At 41.4% G+C, this 20,548-nt stretch carries 24 protein-coding genes and 1 pseudogene; 7 read left to right on the forward strand and 18 right to left on the reverse strand.

All coding sequences use genetic code 11. The annotated features are described in order from the left end of the window. Window positions 1–3: 3 nt before the first annotated feature. The 5 genes from MKY14_RS07450 to MKY14_RS07470 are packed head-to-tail and all read right to left on the reverse strand — an operon-like array spanning window position 4 to window position 1,667. Window positions 4–387: a hypothetical protein gene (locus MKY14_RS07450; protein WP_076126717.1), complete on the reverse strand. Its 384-nt coding sequence runs from the start codon at window positions 385–387 to the stop codon at window positions 4–6. A 3-nt stretch (window positions 388–390) separates the two neighbouring features. Then, window positions 391–567, reverse strand: coding sequence for a spore gernimation protein GerPD (locus MKY14_RS07455; RefSeq protein ID WP_111504304.1), 177 nt, complete (start codon window positions 565–567; stop codon window positions 391–393). Continuing rightward, window positions 545–1,159, reverse strand: a complete 615-nt coding sequence (gerPC, locus tag MKY14_RS07460; protein ID WP_076126719.1) for a spore germination protein GerPC — start codon at window positions 1,157–1,159, stop codon at window positions 545–547. The genes MKY14_RS07455 and gerPC overlap by 23 nt, the downstream gene beginning before the upstream one ends. A gap of 42 nt (window positions 1,160–1,201) precedes the next feature. Then, window positions 1,202–1,429, reverse strand: coding sequence for a spore germination protein GerPB (locus tag MKY14_RS07465; RefSeq protein ID WP_340976136.1), 228 nt, complete (start codon window positions 1,427–1,429; stop codon window positions 1,202–1,204). A 13-nt stretch (window positions 1,430–1,442) separates the two neighbouring features. After that, window positions 1,443–1,667 carry a spore germination protein gene (locus MKY14_RS07470; protein ID WP_036687577.1) on the reverse strand — a complete coding sequence of 75 codons (225 nt, stop codon included), beginning with the start codon at window positions 1,665–1,667 and terminating at the stop codon, window positions 1,443–1,445. A gap of 114 nt (window positions 1,668–1,781) precedes the next feature. Between MKY14_RS07470 and MKY14_RS07475 the strand changes: the two genes are divergently transcribed. Both MKY14_RS07475 and MKY14_RS07480 read left to right on the forward strand, forming a co-directional pair. Then, window positions 1,782–2,240 carry an Hsp20/alpha crystallin family protein gene (locus tag MKY14_RS07475; RefSeq protein ID WP_076126722.1) on the forward strand — a complete coding sequence of 153 codons (459 nt, stop codon included), beginning with the start codon at window positions 1,782–1,784 and terminating at the stop codon, window positions 2,238–2,240. A 220-nt stretch (window positions 2,241–2,460) separates the two neighbouring features. Further along, on the forward strand, window positions 2,461–2,628 hold the full coding sequence (locus tag MKY14_RS07480) for a hypothetical protein (protein WP_169744777.1): 168 nt from the start codon (window positions 2,461–2,463) through the stop codon (window positions 2,626–2,628). Window positions 2,629–2,749: 121 nt separating this feature from the next. On the opposite strand, the gene MKY14_RS07485 is transcribed toward MKY14_RS07480, so the two are convergent. After that, window positions 2,750–3,622: a GNAT family N-acetyltransferase gene (locus tag MKY14_RS07485; RefSeq protein ID WP_081387192.1), complete on the reverse strand. Its 873-nt coding sequence runs from the start codon at window positions 3,620–3,622 to the stop codon at window positions 2,750–2,752. Window positions 3,623–3,808: 186 nt separating this feature from the next. On the opposite strand from MKY14_RS07485, the gene MKY14_RS07490 reads away from it, so the two are divergent. Continuing rightward, window positions 3,809–4,201 (forward strand): hypothetical protein, encoded by a 393-nt coding sequence (locus MKY14_RS07490; RefSeq protein ID WP_076184390.1) that lies wholly within the window; start codon window positions 3,809–3,811, stop codon window positions 4,199–4,201. A 195-nt stretch (window positions 4,202–4,396) separates the two neighbouring features. Here the strand turns inward: MKY14_RS07490 and MKY14_RS07495 are convergent, their stop codons facing one another. The 3 genes from MKY14_RS07495 to MKY14_RS07505 all read right to left on the reverse strand — a co-directional run bounded on the left by MKY14_RS07495 (window position 4,397) and on the right by MKY14_RS07505 (window position 7,796). After that, window positions 4,397–4,810 carry a VOC family protein gene (locus tag MKY14_RS07495; RefSeq protein WP_339810127.1) on the reverse strand — a complete coding sequence of 138 codons (414 nt, stop codon included), beginning with the start codon at window positions 4,808–4,810 and terminating at the stop codon, window positions 4,397–4,399. Window positions 4,811–4,844: 34 nt separating this feature from the next. Next, window positions 4,845–5,768 carry a ketopantoate reductase family protein gene (locus MKY14_RS07500; protein WP_340976140.1) on the reverse strand — a complete coding sequence of 308 codons (924 nt, stop codon included), beginning with the start codon at window positions 5,766–5,768 and terminating at the stop codon, window positions 4,845–4,847. A 255-nt stretch (window positions 5,769–6,023) separates the two neighbouring features. After that, window positions 6,024–7,796, reverse strand: coding sequence for an ABC transporter substrate-binding protein (locus MKY14_RS07505; RefSeq protein ID WP_340976143.1), 1,773 nt, complete (start codon window positions 7,794–7,796; stop codon window positions 6,024–6,026). Window positions 7,797–7,939: 143 nt separating this feature from the next. On the opposite strand from MKY14_RS07505, the gene MKY14_RS07510 reads away from it, so the two are divergent. Beyond that, window positions 7,940–9,184, forward strand: a complete 1,245-nt coding sequence (locus tag MKY14_RS07510; RefSeq protein WP_076126732.1) for an MDR family MFS transporter — start codon at window positions 7,940–7,942, stop codon at window positions 9,182–9,184. 163 nt (window positions 9,185–9,347) lie between these two features. Here MKY14_RS07510 and MKY14_RS07515 read toward each other — a convergent pair whose 3' ends face one another. Beyond that, window positions 9,348–10,304, reverse strand: coding sequence for a helix-turn-helix transcriptional regulator (locus tag MKY14_RS07515; protein ID WP_340976147.1), 957 nt, complete (start codon window positions 10,302–10,304; stop codon window positions 9,348–9,350). Between the two features lie 111 nt (window positions 10,305–10,415). Here MKY14_RS07515 and MKY14_RS07520 point away from each other — a divergent pair, with 111 nt between their 5' ends. Then, entirely contained in the window at window positions 10,416–11,351 is a 936-nt protein-coding gene (locus tag MKY14_RS07520; protein ID WP_076279340.1) for a Gfo/Idh/MocA family protein, read from the forward strand. A gap of 355 nt (window positions 11,352–11,706) precedes the next feature. Here MKY14_RS07520 and MKY14_RS07525 read toward each other — a convergent pair whose 3' ends face one another. The 5 genes and pseudogenes from MKY14_RS07525 to MKY14_RS07545 all read right to left on the reverse strand — a co-directional run. Continuing rightward, window positions 11,707–12,012, reverse strand: a complete 306-nt coding sequence (locus MKY14_RS07525; RefSeq protein ID WP_076179956.1) for a DUF3889 domain-containing protein — start codon at window positions 12,010–12,012, stop codon at window positions 11,707–11,709. Between the two features lie 362 nt (window positions 12,013–12,374). After that, a complete protein-coding gene (locus MKY14_RS07530; protein WP_340976151.1) occupies window positions 12,375–13,001 on the reverse strand; it encodes a type 1 glutamine amidotransferase family protein in 627 nt (208 codons plus the stop codon). Window positions 13,002–13,108: 107 nt separating this feature from the next. Next, entirely contained in the window at window positions 13,109–14,071 is a 963-nt protein-coding gene (locus MKY14_RS07535; RefSeq protein WP_340976154.1) for a helix-turn-helix transcriptional regulator, read from the reverse strand. Between the two features lie 560 nt (window positions 14,072–14,631). Beyond that, window positions 14,632–15,444 carry a hypothetical protein gene (locus MKY14_RS07540; RefSeq protein WP_340976156.1) on the reverse strand — a complete coding sequence of 271 codons (813 nt, stop codon included), beginning with the start codon at window positions 15,442–15,444 and terminating at the stop codon, window positions 14,632–14,634. Between the two features lie 320 nt (window positions 15,445–15,764). Next, a pseudogene (locus MKY14_RS07545) lies at window positions 15,765–15,890 on the reverse strand (DUF6262 family protein); the annotation flags it as partial. A gap of 95 nt (window positions 15,891–15,985) precedes the next feature. Here MKY14_RS07545 and MKY14_RS07550 point away from each other — a divergent pair. Further along, window positions 15,986–16,570 carry a TetR/AcrR family transcriptional regulator gene (locus MKY14_RS07550; protein WP_340976158.1) on the forward strand — a complete coding sequence of 195 codons (585 nt, stop codon included), beginning with the start codon at window positions 15,986–15,988 and terminating at the stop codon, window positions 16,568–16,570. A gap of 7 nt (window positions 16,571–16,577) precedes the next feature. Next, complete coding sequence (gene map / locus MKY14_RS07555) at window positions 16,578–17,324, forward strand: type I methionyl aminopeptidase (protein ID WP_076277026.1); 747 nt, start codon at window positions 16,578–16,580, stop codon at window positions 17,322–17,324. A gap of 174 nt (window positions 17,325–17,498) precedes the next feature. On the opposite strand, the gene MKY14_RS07560 is transcribed toward map, so the two are convergent. From MKY14_RS07560 to MKY14_RS07570, 3 genes are all read right to left on the reverse strand, one after another. Then, window positions 17,499–18,239 (reverse strand): class I SAM-dependent DNA methyltransferase, encoded by a 741-nt coding sequence (locus MKY14_RS07560; RefSeq protein ID WP_081383371.1) that lies wholly within the window; start codon window positions 18,237–18,239, stop codon window positions 17,499–17,501. A gap of 177 nt (window positions 18,240–18,416) precedes the next feature. Next, window positions 18,417–19,391, reverse strand: a complete 975-nt coding sequence (locus MKY14_RS07565; protein WP_076184404.1) for a phosphotransferase enzyme family protein — start codon at window positions 19,389–19,391, stop codon at window positions 18,417–18,419. Window positions 19,392–19,618: 227 nt separating this feature from the next. Then, entirely contained in the window at window positions 19,619–20,491 is an 873-nt protein-coding gene (locus MKY14_RS07570; protein WP_076281735.1) for an AraC family transcriptional regulator, read from the reverse strand. Between the last annotated feature and the right edge of the window lie 57 nt (window positions 20,492–20,548).

Consider the following 20,548-nt stretch of genomic DNA (forward strand, 5'->3'; position numbering starts at 1 on the left):
TTGTTACTCCTCATCTTTTGCAGCCACTTCTCGTTTAAACTCACTGGTTCGACTCTCCAGATGAACTGACCCGCTGTTTCCAATCTGGAAGGTCGTGCCAGACCCAATCGACAGAATTTTTATATATTGTATATTAATCATTGATTCTGCGGAATCCTTTAATATCACAAATTCATCCGCTTCATTCCCTTGCTTAGTCCATACAGGGATAGGGATGTCTATGAGTGTAGTATCTTTCGGGTGATTATTAATCTCCCTTATGTTAAAAAGATAATTCTCCTTGCTTCCCAGGAATTTAGATTGAACCCGGTCTACAGATCCACAAATAAAAATAGAACTGTCGGACAGATTGTTGATATAAACATCTTGTATGCGTGAGGTGTGCATAGGTTAACTGCCTTTTTTGACTTGATCTGGCGCGCTCTGAGTATATTCTATTACGCTGTCAAACGCCGAGGAGCAATGAATGGATTGAGTATCCCCTACTAAAAATACTGATGAACCCGAGATCGAAACGACTTTCACTGCATTGACACTAATATCTCTATTGATCACCGTTATCTTCATTCGTCTCCCGCCTTCCGGTTATATTTATTTCCAAATGCCGCTCTACTGCCATAACGATATCTCGTTTGATTTGCTCTACAATAGAAGCGCATTCCTCATCAGTGTATCCACGCCCTTCTTCTGTGGCAGGGAGTTGGTTTACATACTCGTTAATCCGTCCATCCATTTGATTCAGCAGATCCTGAGTCACCATTTGGATATATTGCTCATCAATGCTTAAATTCTTCTCTTTTTCTAAACGTGAAAATTGCGAGGGAACCTCTTCTTGCACATACTTCAAAATCTGTGGGCGAATCTGATCCGATAAGGCAGTTGTACCATCCTCCCGCTCCCCTATAGGTTTACCGTTGATCATCGCTTCATCCAGATTGTTTCCCTCATTCGGTGTAATGCCTATATTTAAAGTGCCTTCCAGCTTTTCGATTTTTAATTGTTCAAAATGATAATTGATAGGTCCTATACTTGCAGATTTATTGTTCTTTATGCTGTCTACATCGCCTTGCAAATCGCGAAGCTGCTTCTCTAACTGTTGAATCTTCTCCGCTTGCAATCTTAGTGTATTAAAAACCTGCTGAGCGTAATACGGATGCATACAACCCCCTCCTATGGTTTATTGTATGCGGGGACAAAGAGCCTAATTCAGATGTGCATATAGTTCCGCCGCTGGCGGTAAGGATACAAGGGGTGAAGCCATTTTTTCCACTGGAGTCGTTGGAGCCGATGATGGAGCTCCAGAGGTCTCATAATTATGAGACAAAGTATTGATTCGTCCCGATGTCCCTACCTGAAGAACCGAGGAATTAGAGATCGTGCCGATTTTTAGATTATAGATCGATATGCATTGATATACCGTAATGTTCATTTAAACCCCACCCTTAAGGAGGTGATACTTGATCCACCACATCTGAATCCATCGTATTTGTACTGCTGGCCGCATTATTCGTTATATTCGTACCTATAGAGTCACCTATGGAGAAGGAGTTGGCACCGGCATAAATTTTAGAGTTGCTGCTCAGGATAACGGATGCCGTATTTCCTACTAAGACTGTGGAGCTGGGGCCTACGCTATTGATTTTAATATTGCCGATGATTGAAACCACCAAACCACTCCTCCTTTCGGAATGATAAGCTATTCTATGTAGATATTCGCCCAGATGTCACTGAATAAGTCAAACGCCCATACAATGGATAAAAACCGTAGGAGGCGCAGAGCTATGAGTCCCAATAAGACGAACCCTTTAGATTGGATGAATGAAGATCCCTTTTTTAAGAAAAAGTTATCCTTGAAAGCTCTTGAAGAGCAGTGGAAGTTGGATCCTAACCAAATTGACGGGTATGTCGAAAAAGTAATCCGTGAAGCAACTGCAGCGACCTCCTCTTCATTTATGAACGAAACCACAAGTTTAAGTTTTGAGCATATCGACACTCATAATCACCTGATTACCAAAATTCGTATTCCGAACGGAATTCACCCCGAAAGTATATGGGCACAAATCAATCGCACACAAATTAAATTAACAGGTTTAGGAAAAGATCATAGCGAGATTATTCAGTTGCCAGTTCCCGTCATTCCAGATCAGAGCAGAGGCACTTATAAACAAGGTTCCCTGCAATTCAGAATGCCTAAAATGTCAGCGGGAAGATTCAAAGACATCGACATCCGTTATTTATAAAATATTCCTTTAAAATCCACCTGTTTTACTCGTCCAAGTGCCCCATTCCCCCTAAAAAAACGCCTTAAAATCAAAACAGCGTATAATTTAAGTTATACGCTGTTTTTTGAGGGTGATTTTTAGCCCTTTTTCTTCCGATTTTCTATTCTTTTCGCTCTTCGAACTTTAAGTTCCTCTTGGTCATAAGATGGAGTATTAAGAGTAAAGGTGGGGGCAAATTATGTCTAAAAACAAACGCGGCAAAGCACTTTGGCGCATTCCATCCCGGGCTAGAGGAACATGTCCGATCTGTGGCAGCACACGTATTAAGCTGTTGTACTTCGGGAAAGGCATTTCAGGTGAAAAGCTTAATGTATGTAAGAAATGTGATGGGAAGCAAAAGGCATGAAAGCATTTAGCAGATAATTCACAGAACGGGTTACCAAATAAAGTGCGACCTTAACCTCGAAACTAAGCTCGACAAAAAAGCTATCGCACTTTGCTTGGTAATCCTTCACTTACAAAAACTTTTATAGTTCAATCCGATAGCGTCTTTCCTCATTCGTTAGAATGAAACCGACAGATTCATATAGCTGTAATGCAGAATCATTTTCCGTAAGCACCATCAGACATGCCTCTTCCAGTCCGTGGGTTCTAAAATAGCTCAATGCTTGAAAAAGCATGTACTTAGCAATTCCGGATCTTCTCCATGGCTCAAGTACAAATACATTTTCGATGTAGCCACCCTTCTCTTCCTGCCAGACCATTAAGCTACCCGCAACCTTCTCCCCTTCTCGAACAACAAGTGATGTCCAGAGCGGATTTTGTTTAAATTCAGCTAACCGTTCTTTCCCTAGCGGAGTTTCCGGCCAAATCTCAGCTTCTAATTCCAAATAATGCTCGTCTTCTTCAGGCGTCTCCATATTCCAGGTTGCGAATTCAAGTTCCTTAGCCAGAGTGGGTTCAGACAAGCCATCACTTAGATTGTGTTTCATCTTAAATAAGCTATTATAATGAGAGAAGCCCTTCACTTTTTCGAAAAATTGAGTATTCAAGACTTCTGCCGAATCGTTCCCTACACATAGAGTGGTTTTGTAATCCTTTGATAACGTTTCTTTTAATTCGAGTGCTCTTAATAAGAGTGACTGATAAACTTTTTCTAATAAATCATAATCGCCTTCACGTTCTGGTATTGTTTTTAAGTTCAGGTAGATCGAATGTCTGCTATCCTTGGAACGGCCGGGCGGAACAATATTGATGATGCTCACTTGACCTTTGGCCACCATTTTACCGTCCTCGAAAGCGCAATATACATTTTCCCAATTTTCCTCTGTGCCAACCCACCAAAAAACAACATTCCCCTTTGAAGATACTGTGTTATAAAGTTCACCAAGTAATGGCATGTCACCTTGTTCAAAATGACGGATAGTAGTCAATACAAAACCCCTTTTCAAATCATTAATATGGAATATATTTATAATAACATGCAAGTCCACGCTTGATTTGGTAATGAATTTTTATAACTAACTTCTCCTTGTTGTAACATTTTTTAAGTAACCCCTGTCTTACTTATATAGGGGGACTGAAGGATGAGAAAACGATTTTTTATAGGGATTACGATATTTCTGATTACTTGTGGAGTTGCTCTTGGTGTTGGGACGATATCAAATCTTCTGAGTCCGTTTAAAAGCTTCTCAGTCATCGTAGATAATCAATCTGATGTTGATATTAGCTCTATCGAAGTAGGATTAATTCGTGCGGATTCAAAGAAATTGTATACAAGTCCAATAAAAGCAGGACAAAAGAAAAAATTCAAACCAAAATTGAGTTTAAATGGTGAAGGTGCTATATATCTTCGATATACCAACTCTAACGGACAGTCTAAAGAACAAACCGTGTGCGGTTATACCGAATATTTATCAGGTCATTCCAAAGTCACGATTACTAATGAACGCACAACCGTTGTTCAGCAATGTAATTAACAGCTGTTGCTTTAATTGCTAATATACAGCTAATTTCTTCATTAGTCATAAGCGGGCTGCAATCGTAATTTAAAATCAGAAGATTCCTCAGACCTTTCCGCTGCCTGAACACTAAGGGGCCGAACTCGTCATTTACAGACGAACTCGGCCCCTTGTGATACAGAATATTATCTGACCGTGCAACACATCAATCGATTACACATTCCCCGAAAGATTTAATTGCCATGACACACCAAATTGATCCGCTACCCAGCCAAATTTCGAACTGAATGGATATTCGCCTAGTGGCATGAGCACCTGTCCACCCTGGGATAATGCTGCATAGACGCGGTCAATTTCGGCTTCACTTTCACAATTCACATATAAGGATACCGCTGGAGTAAAGGTGAATCCATGCTTCACGTAGCTATCTATACACATAAAGACTTGTCCATGTAATGAAAAAGTAGCCTGCATGACACTCCCTTCAGGACCTGCTTCATTTGCTCCATAACGTTTAATACTGATGATTTCGGAGTGTTCAAATAAAGAAGTATAGAAATTCATAGCTTCTTCAGCCTTTCCTTCGAACATTAGAAATGTCATTATCTTTTGATTCAGTTCCTTCATAATCGTCCAGCTCCTTAAAGTAATTTTATACAGATCATCTCATATCATTAACGCTTTCGTATACTTTCAAACGGGCATATACGGTTTCGAGAATGGGATACACAACTTGACCAGGTACAGCCATCGCCAAAAGTGCACCATGCAGATGCTCAGCTTCCACTGGCAGATGTTTTAGCATATCCCTATGCATAGAGGAAGTAAATTCGGGTAGCACCGAATCCATTTTTTGCATCGTAGCAGTCACCATATCTGCTCCAACAGGCATACCTGCACTTTGCGCTATACTCACGATCTCATTTAGAAGCTGCTCATAAATAGTACGCGCTGTAGATGAGGCTAAAATGGGTCCAACCGAGCTATCCATTAAAGTTGTAATCCCGCTTAAACTAGCTACGAATATATATTTCTGCCACACTTCGTGCTGAATATCAGAGCTTAGCGTCACAGTGAATCCTGCTTTATCCAAATGACTGAGAAGTTTCTGCGTTCGTTCTGACTCCCCACCCGCCCATTCACCAAACACAATACTATGAAAAGAACTACTTTGTAGGATAGCTCCATTAGAACCTAACGTTGTCTCGATATAACAAAGACCACCCAGTACCTTTTCTGCTCCAAAATGCTGCTGCAAAATACCAAAATGTTTATACCCATTAAGGAGCGGGAGAATCATAGTCTGTTCACCGACGAAAGGGGTAAGATCCATCATCACCTGAGGCAAATGATAGGCCTTCACTGCAATAATAATACAGTCAAAAGGCGCTGCCTTCTCCCCATATGTAATCGTCCGAACGGGAGTCTGAAAGTCACCATGCACACTTTTTATTGCCAGACCCTCATCTTCTAACTGCTTTTGTTTAGTAGAACGGACTAGAAAAGTTACATCTTCCCCTTTTTGAACCAGACGTCCTCCAAAATAACCACCAATAGCTCCTGCACCCACGAATAGAAAACGCATGTAAGTCTCCCCTTTTTTCACCTAATTTTTAACAAATAAAAAGACCGCTTAGCTTATCCGCTAAACAGGTCCGAATGGCAAAAAAAGAGTCAAGTATCGACCGTTCTTTTGTCTCGGTCCATACGGATCTGAGCAAAATCCAACGAGTTCACCTCCATGGCTACAAATAAATTACTATTCATAAATCTGATCCATCTAGAGCGCCATTCGATTCTATCGATACAGCCTCCCTGGAAAGTATAACAAAAGAAAACCTTAAAGCCTAGTTTTAATCCATAACTTAGAGATGTCCAGAAACCCGAAGGAACCGGTGTGCAGACCAAACAGGCTTTGATTTAGCTGAGCTTTTTTATTCATATGACAGCCATGCAGCACCCAATAATTGTCTCGAAGAATCCCCTCCGCTTGATTCAGCAGTTTCACCCGTTCACCCTTTGGAGATTCTGTGAAAGGACCTAATACCTTCGAAAACAATGAAATCTGGTCCTCTCTAAGCAAAGAAAATAAATAATTAGATTTATTATTAAAGTAGTTAATCATTCCCCATTGCCAATCATCTTCTAAAACCTCTTCAGCAAGCTGGATCTCGGCTGTTGTCTGTATATGATCTGCCTTAAATTCATTGAAAAAATATAACTCAATTTGCAAACCTACGGAGGCAGCGCGTGTTTGGAGCCATAACGCTTCTTCTCGTTCTTCTTTTTTATCCTTAGTTGCTAAAGTAATGACTTCTCCCTGATACCCATTTTCCGCTAAAAGCGCTCGGGCATGTTCCAAAGTTGGATCTAGAAGCTCTCTCTTACTGCTCTCCCATGGCAAAAAGCTATCTGCTGGAGTGATACGATTGCCACCCAATTCTTTTATTAAAGCCGTTCGACTGTAAAGGATACGGATCACTTGGCGAAACCATAGCTGCTGATGAATTCCCTCTCTATGAAAATTAAACAGAATATATCTGCAGCCTAAGGCTGGGTAATCTATACTGTGATTGCTGATGATATCAGGTAAAAGCTCTCCATGTTCAGGATCTGGCAGCTGGTATTGGCGTTCATTAGAAGCCTCTTTTGGCAAATACCAAATCTCAACACGATCCAGGAGCGGCCGAATTCCAAAATAAAAATCAAAAGCTGCGAGCACCAAAACATCCTCATTCAGATCCAATAAACGGTAGGGACCTGTACCGCTTACTTCACTAGTGATGTCTATATCATAAGGAAGAATGGACATGTGAATACAACTGAACAGATGCAGAAAAAAGAGATTTGGACGTGACAACACAAACCGGATTCGATGATCTCCTTCAACCTCTACTCGTTCGATATCCTTATAAAGGCTAACCGCTGGGCTGTTCAAGTCGATAAGCCGTTGCAGCGTCTCTTTTACATCTCTCGAGGTCATGATTCTTCCGTGATGAAAGCGTACCCCCTTGCGGAGGTAAAAAATATAACTTGTATGCTCCTCATTAGCTTCCCACATATGGGCCAAACCAGGAAGAAAGGTATCGGTCGTTGCGTCATAAGTAACTAGTGTGCTATAGATTTGACCCAGCAAATAGGATTCAAAAGCGGTGTATACATAAGCAGGGTCCAGCACTTCCATATGCCGGTTACGGGTAATCCGCAGGACGTCCAGCCCTGAGGTTGACTCTGCTTCACTACGGAAACCCATCTGTTTATTTAACATCGTTAATAATCGTTCCTTTAAGGGTCCGGTCACCTGATCGCTGCTCATCAATTCGATAGCTTCTTTTATCTTCCCTTTACTGACTAACTCCTGAAAGCTATCCTCGAATACCTCATCAATACTTTTTAAAAAAGTAAGTTGAGAGATATGCCCCCTGCCTCTCCCCGGCTGCCATTGAATATATTCCTGCTCTTCCAGTTTCCGCAGCACGAATTTAACATTACGTGGAGTGCAAATCAGGATCGAAGCCAATAAATCTATCGTCACAGGAACAGGTTCATTCACTTTGAACGAACTAGTAACGCCTGCTGCTAAACATAAAAAATGATTACTTATCTGGTCCAAATGGTTCACTCCTTTAAAGGTGAAATGGTCAATGTAATTCTTACACTTTTCCTTCCCCCTTTTATCATTATAATTATACATAAATCAACAAGGAATATGCAGCAACAATATTAGAGCAATAAGACTAGGAGATCGTAATCATTATGAATCAGCATCTAAGGCACATTCACCCACTAGCCTGGACAATTATCATCGGCACCATGTTCGGACGTCTGGTGACCTCGATGAGCATCCCGTTCTTATCCATCTATCTAACCCAAGTTCTCGGAGCTTCCCCGACACAAACAGGGATTACGGTCGCGGTTAGCTCGCTGGCAGGCGTATTGGCCAGTTTTTATGGCGGTTATATTTCTGATATTGTTGGCCGTAAAATCGTCATGTTAATCTCGGTATTTGGCTGGGCAGCCGTCTTCTTCGGGTTCTCAGTGGCTCAACATCTATGGGTATTTTTCCTGGTGAACACCTTGAACGGCTTATGTCGATCTGTATTCGAGCCTACTTCACGGGCACTTTTGTCCGATATTACACCACCCGAGAGTAAGCTGCTTGTCTTTAATCTTAGATATGCAGCAATTAATCTTGGTGTAGTATTTGGTCCAATCATTGGGCTACAGCTTGGCTCTGCGGAATCAACTTTTCCTTTTCTAATCGCAGGAATCGTATATGTTGCATATGGAATTGTATTATTCATGCAATTTAAGGCACATCGTTCAAGCATGCCCGCCCGTACACAAGCTCAAGCACCACGTTTACTCGAAGCTTTGACAATCACCGGTAAAGACCGTGTGTTCCTACCTGTACTCCTGGGTACCATCTTTTGTGTATTAGGATACGGTCACTTCGGCTCAACAATGGCTCAATATTTAGCGATGAATACGCATTTCACCAATGGTGGGCAATTATTCTCCTATATGTTGTCACTGAATGCTATAACCGTGTTAGTAGTGCAGTATCCCATTGTACGAACGGCAAGTAAATTCCCGCCGATTGTCCCTTTAATCCTTGGGAATATCTGCGTTGCACTTAGTCTTCTCTTAGTGGGGCTTGCAGGTGGTGTGGCTCTATTAATGATCAGTGTAGTTCTGTTCACTATAGGGGAAGTCTTACTCTTTACGATGATGGATATGTTGATCGATCGGATTGCCAAACCTGAAATGAAAGGGACGTACTTTGGTACGATTGGCTTTAATAATTTAGGGAGTGTTATGGCACCTATCTTCGGCGGGGTGTTGTTAGACCATTATGGCGCTCAGAATGGCCTTGCGATCTTCGTACCGTTGGCTTTAACAACAGCTTTTGGTCTTCCTTTTCTTCTCGTAGCGCACAAAAGACTTGTTGCCAGAGAGAAATTAACACTTGGTGTTGAAACTAGAGCAATAAAAGGATAACTTATCTAATTAAATATGTCATTTACTGGATCATACTCACCTTAGTTAACATAATCATTATTATGTTAACTAACTATATGAATTAATTCATTTATCAGAAAATCGGGACCGTATCTTTGCAGAATATGCAATAGCTACGGTCTCTTTTACATAGAAAAAACGGTTAATCATATATTCCCTGCAGAAAACTCAACTGGCCTTTCACATATTGCCTTAGCTCTAAGGGCTCAATGATTTCGGAATGTCCTATTATGCTCCAGATATTAGCACATGCACTTTCATAACCAAACATATTCACCTTTAAAATGAATGCATCCCCTTCTTCTCTCATTTCCATGACCTCTAGCTGAGATAAAGAAGACCTTGTTCTCTTATCGGCTCTAATCACAACAGGATAGACCTCTTCCTCTTTACAAGCTTGCTTAAAAACCTGTCCCTGCTGCTTCCAGTGCTCTTCTAATGAAAAATCCATAGGTATAGAGTACTCTTCTTCCACAAGCTGCGTAGAGGCAATTCGCTCACATTTAAATGTGCGGATGTGCTTAGCTTCTTCACAGTAGGCTATAAGATACCATTCCTCTTTTTTCACCACAAGACCATAGGGCTGTAATTTCCTGCATGATATTTCTCCGCTAACCTTTTGGTACGCAATCTGTAGTTTCTGAGATCGCCAAACGGCTGTCCGAATAGATTCCAGACAGGGAATTTCTATTCGTTCTGTCCACCAAGGTGTGTCATCGAAATAAAAGCGTTTTTGCGCTTTCTGAATGTCAGGTTGGTAGGATGCGGGCAATGTTTTTTCTAATTTCAACAGCGTCGTTTTCAGCTTAAGACCCGATTCAGAATGTCCCCCAGAATAGATGCCCATACCTGTTAAATATAGATTGATTACATCTTCACCATGTAACTGCTTCAGGTTAACTGTGTATCCCTCCATTAAGGAGATGCCACCATTGGGCCCCGACATAGACAACAAAGGAATTCCAGCTTCAGCTAGCACATCAATATCTCTATAGATTGAACGTACAGAGGTCTCCAAGGCTTGAGCTAGTTCATTGGCCTTCATTTTCCCTCTCGATTCCACTAATAATAAAATAGCAATCAAACGATGCAAGCGCATGAGAACCTCCGAGCTTTTCTTTTTTATCTAGTATACTTCAAAATTCTTGCCATGATGTTGTCAACAATAACAGGTTATGATTAGTTCATTACATAAAGGGAGCTGAAACATATGAAAATTGCCGTATTAGGAACAGGGTTCGGAGCTTATCATGCAGAATTATTGACGAAAAATGAGCGTGTAGACAAAGTTATTGTTTATGGTAGAAATGAAGCTAAGCTGCAAAATTTAAAACAAACGTTAGGCGTTGAGATTACCACAAATATAGAGGATATCATGCTTGATACCACGATTGATGTGATCGATATCTGTCTGCCCGTGACTTTACATAGACAGTATGCCGTTGAGGCGCTTAAGCATGGAAAACATGTATTCTGTGAAACCCCCGTATGCTTTACCATTGAAGATGCCCTTGCGATGAAGGAAGCAGAACAATTGTATGGCAGACGAATTCTCGTGAACCAATTTATTAAATTTGATCCTGCGTACAAATATTTATACGAAACCACTTCTAATGAGAAATATGGAAAGCTTTTAGCCTTCACCTTAAAAAGAGAAACGTCTCCTCTCTGGGGGGATCTCGGACTTCATTCTATCTCCACAAATCTGATGATTCACGAACTTGATTTTGTAACGTGGCTGCTTGGATCGTTAGAAGAATACTTTGTGTGGGGAACCGATGGTGGACGAAGTGAACAAGCTTTAGTGCGTACCCATTTTCAGAAAACGAATGTCTCCGCAGAGATCGTTGTATCCTCACAAATGCCAACTGGTTATCCTTTTTCCGTAGGGTATGAGGCTTATTTTGAACAAGGAAAGCTAGTCTATCAAGAAAGTGACGACATGAACGGCACGGTTGAAGGATCATTAATTGAATATACCTCTGCAGGTAAACAGCAACTTTTGTTAGAACAAGCTAATCCTTTTGAAAAGAGTATTACGCATGCTCTCCAATGCTTAGAGGAGGGTTCTACATCAATAATCGAGTTAGACTATGCCTTACAAGCTATGGAATTAGCAATAAAAATAGAAAAAAAGCTTGTTTAAACATAAGGGTTGGTGTAGATATCCTTTTTCATGGTTTTTGTTTGTATGGGCGTAGAATTTGTAGAATTAGTGGATAGTAGCTAGGGAGAGGAATAGGTTTTGAGTTTTCTATTGTGAATTTTTCATATGTTGAAATTGTAGAATAAAGTAGTAAATTCAGTCCTTTTTGGTACGCTATGCTTAGTTTTTGTTCATAAAAAGCTGTTATTTCACAGCATTTTGGAGGGATTTCATCCTTGGGATTAAGATAGTTCAATTAGAGGATAAGTTAGCTGAACAGGCTGCCTATGATCTCGGCAGCCTGTTGTCATTGTGCTATCGTGCCCCATTAGCGTAATCGCGAGATTTATTAAATCTAACGATTAGTTTCGGAAAACTGAATCGATTGGATTGTATCAGTTAGCGGGTCAAATTGGATCGATACAAAAACTCCAAACTCGTTACCTGCTTTGCTTCTAATCCATAGTTTGAATTTCTCTTCAGACTTTTTAGGTGTTAGTTCAGTACGACCAATGTGCTTATAATCAATTATGACTGCATTGTATCGTTTTTGTGTTTCCTCTACTGCAATTTTGCCCCATTTTGCGTATTCAGGCGCAGCCTCTACTGTAACAGTGGAAAAAATAAGTATCGCCAAAAATGATATCAGTATTTTTTTCATAATAACCGCCCATCTGGAGAAGTTTTCAGTAATATCTCCCACTTTATCCAAATGTATTCTTAGACAACTTAACGCCAACGTGCAGTCTACAACTTTATTTTTCAATTTATCAAGATCTAGATTTAGGAAAGTCAGATATAATAAAGGGTTCCACATATTAGTCATGACTAATATGTGGAACCCTTTATGCTTAACTATCGTACTCCGTTAGGATTTCTGTGGAACGAATATTTTAAATCGCATTGTTACTCATACGGCATCTTGTCCTTACCCATATATAACACACTGTTATATATGGGGTAATAGATGTAAAGTCGTTGGGTGTTCCATTCTTGTATATTTACCTGACACTCCCATATCTTTTATTGTATTGAATTCATCAACTCATAGTAATATTTAGAATCACTAGTCTTATAAAGGCTATACCAGGCGTCTAATGTTTTTGGAGAAAACACATCCAAAGCTTTCAAGATGTGTGCAGAAAATTCCAACGGAGCTATTCCAGATGCGGTGATCAGTTTTCCATCAGTTACAGCAGACTCCATTTTATAATGCTTTTCTCCTGTATAAGTGGGACAGATCATTTTAAGGTATTCCAGATCATTGCTTGTATGCCCAAGTGAATTCAGTAATCCTGTCTGGGCAAGTCCCATTGTAGCACCACAAATCGCTGCAACCCATATACCTTCCCTTAAACACCTTTCAGCGATTTTTAAGAGGGGGTGGTGAATGGTTTCTGTCCATGTATCTCCACCGGGTAAAATCAATAGATCGGATCTTTCAATACTGCAATCATCCAATTTGATGTCAGGTAATATTTTTAATCCGCCCATTGTAGTTACTGGAGTCTTATCAATTCCCACGGTAACTATTTTTGATGGGGCCAGCCCCTTTTTATAATATCTTCCCGAGTTCAGTTCGGCAGTTAAGTAACCTATTTCCCAGTCTGCCATTGTGTCAAACACATAAAGATATACCGTATTATTCATTTGCAAGTTCTCCCTATTTTACAATTCATCAAGTGATACCAACCAGGTAATCAATGATTATCATCATTATAAAATGACTTCACTGACATCCGCTGTCAGTGAAGTTTTTAAAGTTGATAATATTCCATTAACTCCGACACAACACCAACAAGTTTTTCCTTCAAACTCTGTGGTTCGATTACTTGAATGGATTTCCCGTAGGATAAGAGAAAATTAGGAACATAGGTATGAATTGATTTTTCCTCAAGTAAAAAGATTGCTTGATTTGATGTACGCTCTTTCAGATGATGCCCCAAAAACCAATGCAGGCATAAGTCATCCAACGCCTCTGACCTACCTTCGATAATTAAAGCAATTAACCCGTCCTTGCCGACTATATCAGGTAATAGATTTCGCAAAAAAAATTCCCGAGCCAAAAAAGCTTCGGAACGTTTAAATATGTTTTGAGTCCGCTTGATTTGTAAAATCCGTTCTATCCGAAAGCTGCGGATCTCATTTCTCAGGTGGCAAAATGCAACAATATACCATTTATTGTTCCAGTACACCATTCCATAGGGATCTATCACCCTAGTCTTGGGTTGATCATCACGGCGTGTGTGATAATCAATTTCTACAGAGAATTCGTTTGCTACAGCTTGCTCCAATTCCGCCAATACTGGCTGAATAGAAGGGTCTCCCCTACGGTTTATAACTTCAAATCCGGCTAAATGATGGCTGAGAACACTTTCCTGTTCCTGATTCGAATACATTTTCAATTTGGATGTCGCATTACCTAAAGCCTCACTCAAAGGGTATCCCGCTTCTTTTGCAAAAACAGCAGCATGAAGAAGTGCTTTTTTTTCTTCAATATCAAATAGCAGAGGTGCTCTGATAAAATTATTCAGTAAGCTATACCCGCCATTATGACCAGTGTCCGATATTATAGGCACTCCACTGGCACTTAGCGCATCAATATACCGATAGACTGTCCTTATATTTATTTCTAACTTTTCGGATATTTGTTTTGCGGTCATTTTAACACCCGAATTCAGCATCCATAGGATTGCCAGCATATTATCGTTTTTTGGCATCACATATACCTCATCTTTTATTAGGATCGCTCAAAATTATTTGCTTTGCGAATCGCCTGCATCCCTTTATTCATCAATCTTGCAGCCTTTCAATCCTAACGTAGCATTCAATGTGTGTCGACTCTCGTAACTTAACAACAATCTGCAATTTTTAACATTGCTGCTCTTAGCTCAACTCAACATTCTACTTTACCACAACTTGTGATACAGTTCACCGCGCTGTTTGTAACGGTAATTTTTTGGGCCATCCTTTGCAGAAGAATGCTCTTTCTTTGATCCGCTAGGTTCCAATTGCCCTAACCGCCGTTCAGGGGACTAAAGAATATACACAGCATATACATCACCTGGAAGAATGGATATTTCCAGTTTCAATAAACTTGAGTGATGCGATAGTCTTTACCAAGTAGACAGTTAATAACGCCTTTACACAAAAACAAACTTACCATGCGTCTGCTCATGAGCAGTAACGCACGGTAAGTTCCATCAATAATAACTCTTTATTTGGTAATATGTTGTATTTTTATGAAAATATCTTCCTTCTTCATTTATTTATGCCGTCATCAGTATTTAAGCTCACTATTCTTCCACATGGTATTCCCTTCCTTGTCGAAGCCTGTCATCTCGGTAGCGCTCATCAATTCGCCTGTTTTGACATCAAAGAAAGCGCTCATTCTCAAACTGTCATTCTCACGATTAGGAGAATTCGGCGAGATACCCATAACTCTTAGCAGCAGACGTGTTTTGGAGGAGTTAGGATCAGTATTATACCCGCTGATAGTAAAATGATACCCCTTGATCCAGTCATCTGCTATAGCAGGATTTCCTGGTTTCATCCCCAGTCTCTCAACAGCTTGTTTAACTGCATCGGAAGAATCGATTTGAATATCAGATATCGCATACTGTCCTTTTACAAGTAAATTCTTATCGTGCTTTTTCACATCAGTCTTAATGGCCATTCCATTATCGATCTTGATATAAATAAAAACATTCCCTTTCTTGCTGCCAAATTCGAGATTCCAAGCATCTCTTGTTCCATCCGAACCATCGGTTCGTTCCTGGGAAACAGAAGTGTCATCCGTGCTTGTTATGTTAATAAGTAACGGCTCTTCTTCCGTCAGCTTCTTCGCCTCTAAGTACCCAAGGCGCAGTGCCTCCATCGCGGTTACGCTCTTCTTTTCATTGGTTCCCTTATTCGTTATTGTGGCAGCTGGTTTCTCTGTCTCGTTAATCATCTCACTGGTTGTTGTGGCGGCCTGTTCCTCTGATTTGTTAGAAGAGCCGTCGAAAAGAACATTTTTCATACTGAAGAATAGAACGACCATAATCACAATCAATGTAATTGAGGCAATGCTAACATATTTCTTCTTACGCAAGGCTGCTTCTCCTTAGTTAATGAGTATAAGAAACTTTGGTTACGCCATAATTAACTGCTGAAGTAGTTTCCGTACTGTCCACACAATGACGATTGAATTTTCCAATTTTTAACACACCAAAATCATACAATAATGTTTCCTTAAATGCAATTCTTGTCGCATATTTTAAAATAACGGCTATTATTTACATTAACTCGAAACGAAATTGATCCTAGCTCACTGGTTTCAAGGGTTAAACTTGCCCCTATTTATGATACAGTTCACCGAGAATGATCTTAAACTAAGCTGCCCGTTAGCTGAATAAGCTAACAGTCATTCCCTCAAATCCTTTGATAGACCTCCGCATAGGAAAACTTAAGTTGTTCTCGCAACTTTTTATTTTCTTTTTCGAGCTTCTTCATCTTTCGTTTTAACGACGCAATGATGGTGTCCTTGTTGTTTTCATCGAACGCCAACAAACAATTGCATTTCTCCGCCTCATGCGTTACACTCTTTATATTGACAAATTTGCAGGTCTATAAAAAAGGAGGTTAACGCGCCCATGTGCCCCCGTACCAAAGAACAAAATGAGCTCATACGCATGCAGCGCAGGGAACAAATCCTGGACTTCGCCGCGCGCACCTACTTCCGTACAGGCGGAAGCTTTGATATTCGCGACGTCGCCCGCGAGGCTGGTCTCGGTTATGGCACGGTATACCATTATTACCCCAACCGGTATTTACTAATAGAAGATGTGCTGAGCAGCGGCTTCGAGCGATGTGAGCAAACCCTGACTCAATGGGCGAACATCAGCCGGGACACCCCTGACAACAGGCAGTTGTTAACGTATTGCAAGATGCTACTCCAGTTGTGGCAGTCAGATGCCCGCGCATATCTCGTCTACAAAATGGCAGCGGAGCATTTTACAGGCTTGCCAGAGAAAGATCGGCACCCTGCCAAGAGACGATTCATGGAAAGACTGTATGTTCCACTCCAATCGACTATCCAACGCGAAGACGACAGCATCAACCTTATGCTTGCCGTGTTGGTCGGCTGCTGCGGGCTGCACTACTATGCGAACAATTCCGAGCTGGACGTCGATCGAATCGCCCAACTCGCGATGCAAGCCATTACAAAGGAGTCCTGAAACAAACATGGTTATCTTAAAAAGCAAGTATGAAATCGAAGCCATCCGCAAGGCATGCCAGGTTGTGGCCGAATGCCATCGCACAATTGCTCCGCTCATCAAACCGGGCATCACAACGAACGAGATTGAGCGCATATTCGAAGATATTATTTTGAAGCACGGCGCCAAACCCTATACGAAGGGCTACAATGGCTATCAATATGCAACCTGTGCCTCCGTCAACGACGTAATTGCACATGGCTTCCCTACAAATAAGCCACTTGAGGAAGGCGATATCGTGACGATCGACACGGTAGCGGAGCTCGACGGCTGGCTCGGCGATTCAGCCTGGAGCTATGCGGTCGGGAAGATCTCACCGACGGCTGAGAAGCTGATGCGCGTCACGAAGGAGTGCCTTGACCTCGGCATCGCGCAGGCACAGCCCGGCAATCGGCTCGGAGACGTGACGAGCGCAATCCAGCGGCATGCCGAATCGAACAACTTCGGTGTCGTGCGCGACCTTCTCGCTCATGGCATCGGTCGTGACCTTCACGAGGAGCCGACCTATATGCATGTCGGCAAGCCCGGCAAAGGCCCCCGCATCAAGGAAGGCATGGTATTCACGATCGAGCCCATGATCACTGAAGGCACCTACAACATGACAATTGATCAGGACGGCTGGACCGCCCGGACGCTGGACCGCAAGCTCGCCGCCCAATACGAGCATACGATCGCCATCACCGCTGAAGGACCACAAATCCTGACCGCGCAATAGAACAATTAGAAGCCGACCAACGAGAGGGTCGACTTCTTTTTTATTTATTGAGCAGAAAACGAATGGCCCGCGGACCGATTAAATTCTTAATGCGAAAAGGATGCTAAACTTAGAAACAACAAAATCCCCCTCAATCTGAGGGGGGGGGGTCTATCGCAATGCATTACGTTTCTCCTAACATTTCCTACAAACACTAATGATAGATGAAGATGACAGAGAAAACGGCATTTTATCCCAGTCAGCATATTGATGTTCGACGCAAAAGCCGTGACGAGTTAATAAAGAATGTAGCGTATTCGGATCCGTGAACCGACAAGCAATTCGTGAGGTCGTTCGCTTATACCCCCAATCACGCATCGTGACCCAATGCATGATATGCTGGCCAGCATCGTAACATTGGGTGCCTGATACCTTGACGTTATTTCCATCCTTATCAATAAATGATCCCCATTCTGTCTCCTCTTGATCGGATAAATCCGTTCCCTCCGGATTTCGGGTCTCAAATGCAAAGATTCCATGAGGTTGTAAATGTTTGTGAACGGTCGTGAGCAAATCGCTTTGATCTTGATCACTTAAAAATGCCTGAAAAGCATTACCAGTCAAATAAATCATCGAAAATCGCTTGTCCGATTCGAAGGTACGGGCATCACCTTCCATAAAAGTAACAGTCAGCCCTTTCGCCTTCAACCGCGCATACGCAATCATCGCTGAAGAGATATCTACACCGGTCATTGTTATACCGGCTTTCGAGAGGGGGATCGTTGTTAAGCCTGTACCACAAGCAAGTTCTAACACTTCCCCAGGACTCGATCTGGCAAGCTCAAGATAGAACTGATATTTGTCCATTTCACCGTCAAATTCAAGATCGTAATTTACCGGATCTTGAAATTCTTCAAGATTGCTATGTTCAATCAACACCATTCCCCCTTTCATTCCTTGTTAGAATATAATCGAAATAAATGCTAATCGACAGCCATCGCGCTTAACAGTATTATTTTACTATTTTTTTGATAACACGTTTGGTGATAAACGGTTATAATCAATTTTTATCAAACATACCAGTCCTCGTTAGTTCAACCTGAACGTTCCATTTCATATTTTATAAAATATACTTTCACCATTGAGGAAGGGGCGACAATACTCAGCGCATAATTTGGGCATTCTTTCACGCATCCAATCATGAACATGTACATTCTCTATCTGGAAGACGTAATACCCAATAATAGCGACCAACATTAAACCTTCTAACTGTAGTAGATCACTCGCTGTATTTTCACACTCTCTGTAATAACCCTTTAGGAAAGTATCTCTTCGATCGGAAGGCAGCATCATAGCTCCCATGGCTACATCAAGTAAAGCATAACCTTTTCCGAAAAAGCCAAAATCGATAAAACGCACCTTTCCTTCGGTTGTGATGATGATATTACCCATACACAAATCCCCATGAATAAGGTCCGGGCCAGCCTCCCCGCCATGGTCATCTAACCGGGAGTTGATCAATTGCAGCGTTTGTTCAATGACATTAGCATCAGGAGGCGTAAATAAATTCTTTTTCACACCCGAATGAATCACACGGATCATCCGTTCATTATAAGCTTTGCCTTGACTCGGGCGAATCTCCATACCTGAATGTTCGTACTGCCGAAAAAAAGTATGCAGTTCTGCTATTTGAGATCCCAGTTCTTTTACCAGTTCAAGATTGTTAACATCATTCATATTCATGTCTCTTCCATCCAACCAGGTGAGGACGGAGCAGTTTAGCAGTTCACCTTCGTATTCAATGATCGTAATAAGTTCACCCTCATTGTTTCTTACGGGAGCCTGTATTTCGTTGGTGCTCCAGCTTCCCAGCTTCTCAAGCATTTGCAATTCTCCAAGAATGCCGCTGTATGTATGTTGCAGACCTTTCATGTCCTCTATAAAAGGGTCATGAATACGGAGTAAATATGATTTTCCCGTTCTGTCATTAACACGATAGGTTCTGTTCTCGTTATGCCTTAAGAAAATAATCTCAGGCTGTTGGATATCATACCTGCCTAGTAAGTCCAAAAGCTTCTCGTTCGTCATAAGGGACTCCTTTAAAATAGAAGGATTCATTGATTCAATCTTCGTCTGAGTCATAAAAATTGAAATCTACTACATTCTAAAAATCATTCAATTCACCAATTGTACTTCTACAACATTTTCGAAATATCCTGCCTATAGCTTGACGAAGCTGCCGGAATGATTTTTCGCGGCAGCTTCGTTGTGAAAGGATATTCAGCGCTCAGTTTCAATAGTCCAACCAAACTCTTTTATTTCTTAGTGATAGGCACCCATATTTCACTTTTAAAATTTGGCGATGTGATATCTTTGTGCTCATTCCATAGAATTTCAGGCCCTTTAATTAGCTCATATCCCGATGACGGAGCCCATTCCGAATATATTCGCCCCCAGATCTCTTGTAGCGCACTCGGAAAAGAGCCGACGACTGTGAATACAGCCCACATAGAGGCCGCCACTTCCAGCTGTTCCAAGCCATTCCATGCGTCTTTTGTAGTGGCAACGCCAATATAATGATCGAACTCTCCTTTTTCCTCCATACGTCCTTCAGAGAAATTTGTAGAGGCGCTTATAAACCCTGAGGGCTCAACATCAGAAAATCTCTTCATCTCATCAATCATTTCCGGCGTCAACCCTTCATACATCGACGCAATCTCCGGATTGACCCCTTGGAAAATGATTGGAACCCGTTTTTTTATGCCCACGATGCGGAAAGACTCTTTGTTTTCAATCCGGTAATTCATTTCATTTCCTCCTTTGATAGTCAGCTGAAACGACATCCGAGGGAACGCCTTAAGGGAATGTCCATGGACCCGAGCTTCCGAAGGACTAACCCCATGCAGGCTATGGAAAGCCCTAGAAAAGGAATCCGGCGAATTATAACCATACTTCAGAGCAGCATCGATAATTTTGATATTACTTTGTGAAAGCTCGAGTGCTGCCAAAGTTAGACGTCGACGCCGGATGTATTCCGACAGAGTAATGCCTGCTAGGAAGGAGAACATACGAGTAAAATGATATTCCGAACAGCAGGCTATTTTCACAACCTCCTGATAATCAATGGGATTTGTTAGGTTCTCCTCAATATAGTTTATTGCTTTGTTCAGTTGTACCAGCGTATCCATGACGTTGCCTCCCCTCGTTAATTATAAGGTTATCAGAGATGGTTTTTATCTTCCCGA

Source organism: Paenibacillus sp. FSL R5-0887, from assembly GCF_038002305.1.
In the GTDB taxonomy this organism is placed as follows: Bacteria; Bacillota; Bacilli; order Paenibacillales; family Paenibacillaceae; genus Paenibacillus_AQ; species Paenibacillus_AQ odorifer.

What these genes read in the sequence shown, in the direction of transcription:
- gerPC (WP_076126719.1), bottom strand. Translation starts at nt 1,159, where the DNA reads ATGCATCCGTATTACGCTCAGCAGGTTTTTAATACACTAAGATTGCAA.
- MKY14_RS07495 (WP_339810127.1), bottom strand. Translation starts at nt 4,810, where the DNA reads ATGAAGGAACTGAATCAAAAGATAATGACATTTCTAATGTTCGAAGGA.
- MKY14_RS07480 (WP_169744777.1), top strand. Translation starts at nt 2,461, where the DNA reads ATGTCTAAAAACAAACGCGGCAAAGCACTTTGGCGCATTCCATCCCGG.
- MKY14_RS07530 (WP_340976151.1), bottom strand. Translation starts at nt 13,001, where the DNA reads ATGAATAATACGGTATATCTTTATGTGTTTGACACAATGGCAGACTGG.
- MKY14_RS07520 (WP_076279340.1), top strand. Translation starts at nt 10,416, where the DNA reads ATGAAAATTGCCGTATTAGGAACAGGGTTCGGAGCTTATCATGCAGAA.
- MKY14_RS07475 (WP_076126722.1), top strand. Translation starts at nt 1,782, where the DNA reads ATGAGTCCCAATAAGACGAACCCTTTAGATTGGATGAATGAAGATCCC.
- MKY14_RS07535 (WP_340976154.1), bottom strand. Translation starts at nt 14,071, where the DNA reads ATGCCAAAAAACGATAATATGCTGGCAATCCTATGGATGCTGAATTCG.
- MKY14_RS07510 (WP_076126732.1), top strand. Translation starts at nt 7,940, where the DNA reads ATGAATCAGCATCTAAGGCACATTCACCCACTAGCCTGGACAATTATC.
- MKY14_RS07500 (WP_340976140.1), bottom strand. Translation starts at nt 5,768, where the DNA reads ATGCGTTTTCTATTCGTGGGTGCAGGAGCTATTGGTGGTTATTTTGGA.
- MKY14_RS07465 (WP_340976136.1), bottom strand. Translation starts at nt 1,429, where the DNA reads ATGAACATTACGGTATATCAATGCATATCGATCTATAATCTAAAAATC.
- MKY14_RS07490 (WP_076184390.1), top strand. Translation starts at nt 3,809, where the DNA reads ATGAGAAAACGATTTTTTATAGGGATTACGATATTTCTGATTACTTGT.
- MKY14_RS07550 (WP_340976158.1), top strand. Translation starts at nt 15,986, where the DNA reads ATGTGCCCCCGTACCAAAGAACAAAATGAGCTCATACGCATGCAGCGC.
- MKY14_RS07570 (WP_076281735.1), bottom strand. Translation starts at nt 20,491, where the DNA reads ATGGATACGCTGGTACAACTGAACAAAGCAATAAACTATATTGAGGAG.
- MKY14_RS07565 (WP_076184404.1), bottom strand. Translation starts at nt 19,391, where the DNA reads ATGACGAACGAGAAGCTTTTGGACTTACTAGGCAGGTATGATATCCAA.
- MKY14_RS07450 (WP_076126717.1), bottom strand. Translation starts at nt 387, where the DNA reads ATGCACACCTCACGCATACAAGATGTTTATATCAACAATCTGTCCGAC.
- MKY14_RS07455 (WP_111504304.1), bottom strand. Translation starts at nt 567, where the DNA reads ATGAAGATAACGGTGATCAATAGAGATATTAGTGTCAATGCAGTGAAA.
- MKY14_RS07485 (WP_081387192.1), bottom strand. Translation starts at nt 3,622, where the DNA reads ATGCCATTACTTGGTGAACTTTATAACACAGTATCTTCAAAGGGGAAT.
- MKY14_RS07525 (WP_076179956.1), bottom strand. Translation starts at nt 12,012, where the DNA reads ATGAAAAAAATACTGATATCATTTTTGGCGATACTTATTTTTTCCACT.
- MKY14_RS07515 (WP_340976147.1), bottom strand. Translation starts at nt 10,304, where the DNA reads ATGCGCTTGCATCGTTTGATTGCTATTTTATTATTAGTGGAATCGAGA.
- map (WP_076277026.1), top strand. Translation starts at nt 16,578, where the DNA reads ATGGTTATCTTAAAAAGCAAGTATGAAATCGAAGCCATCCGCAAGGCA.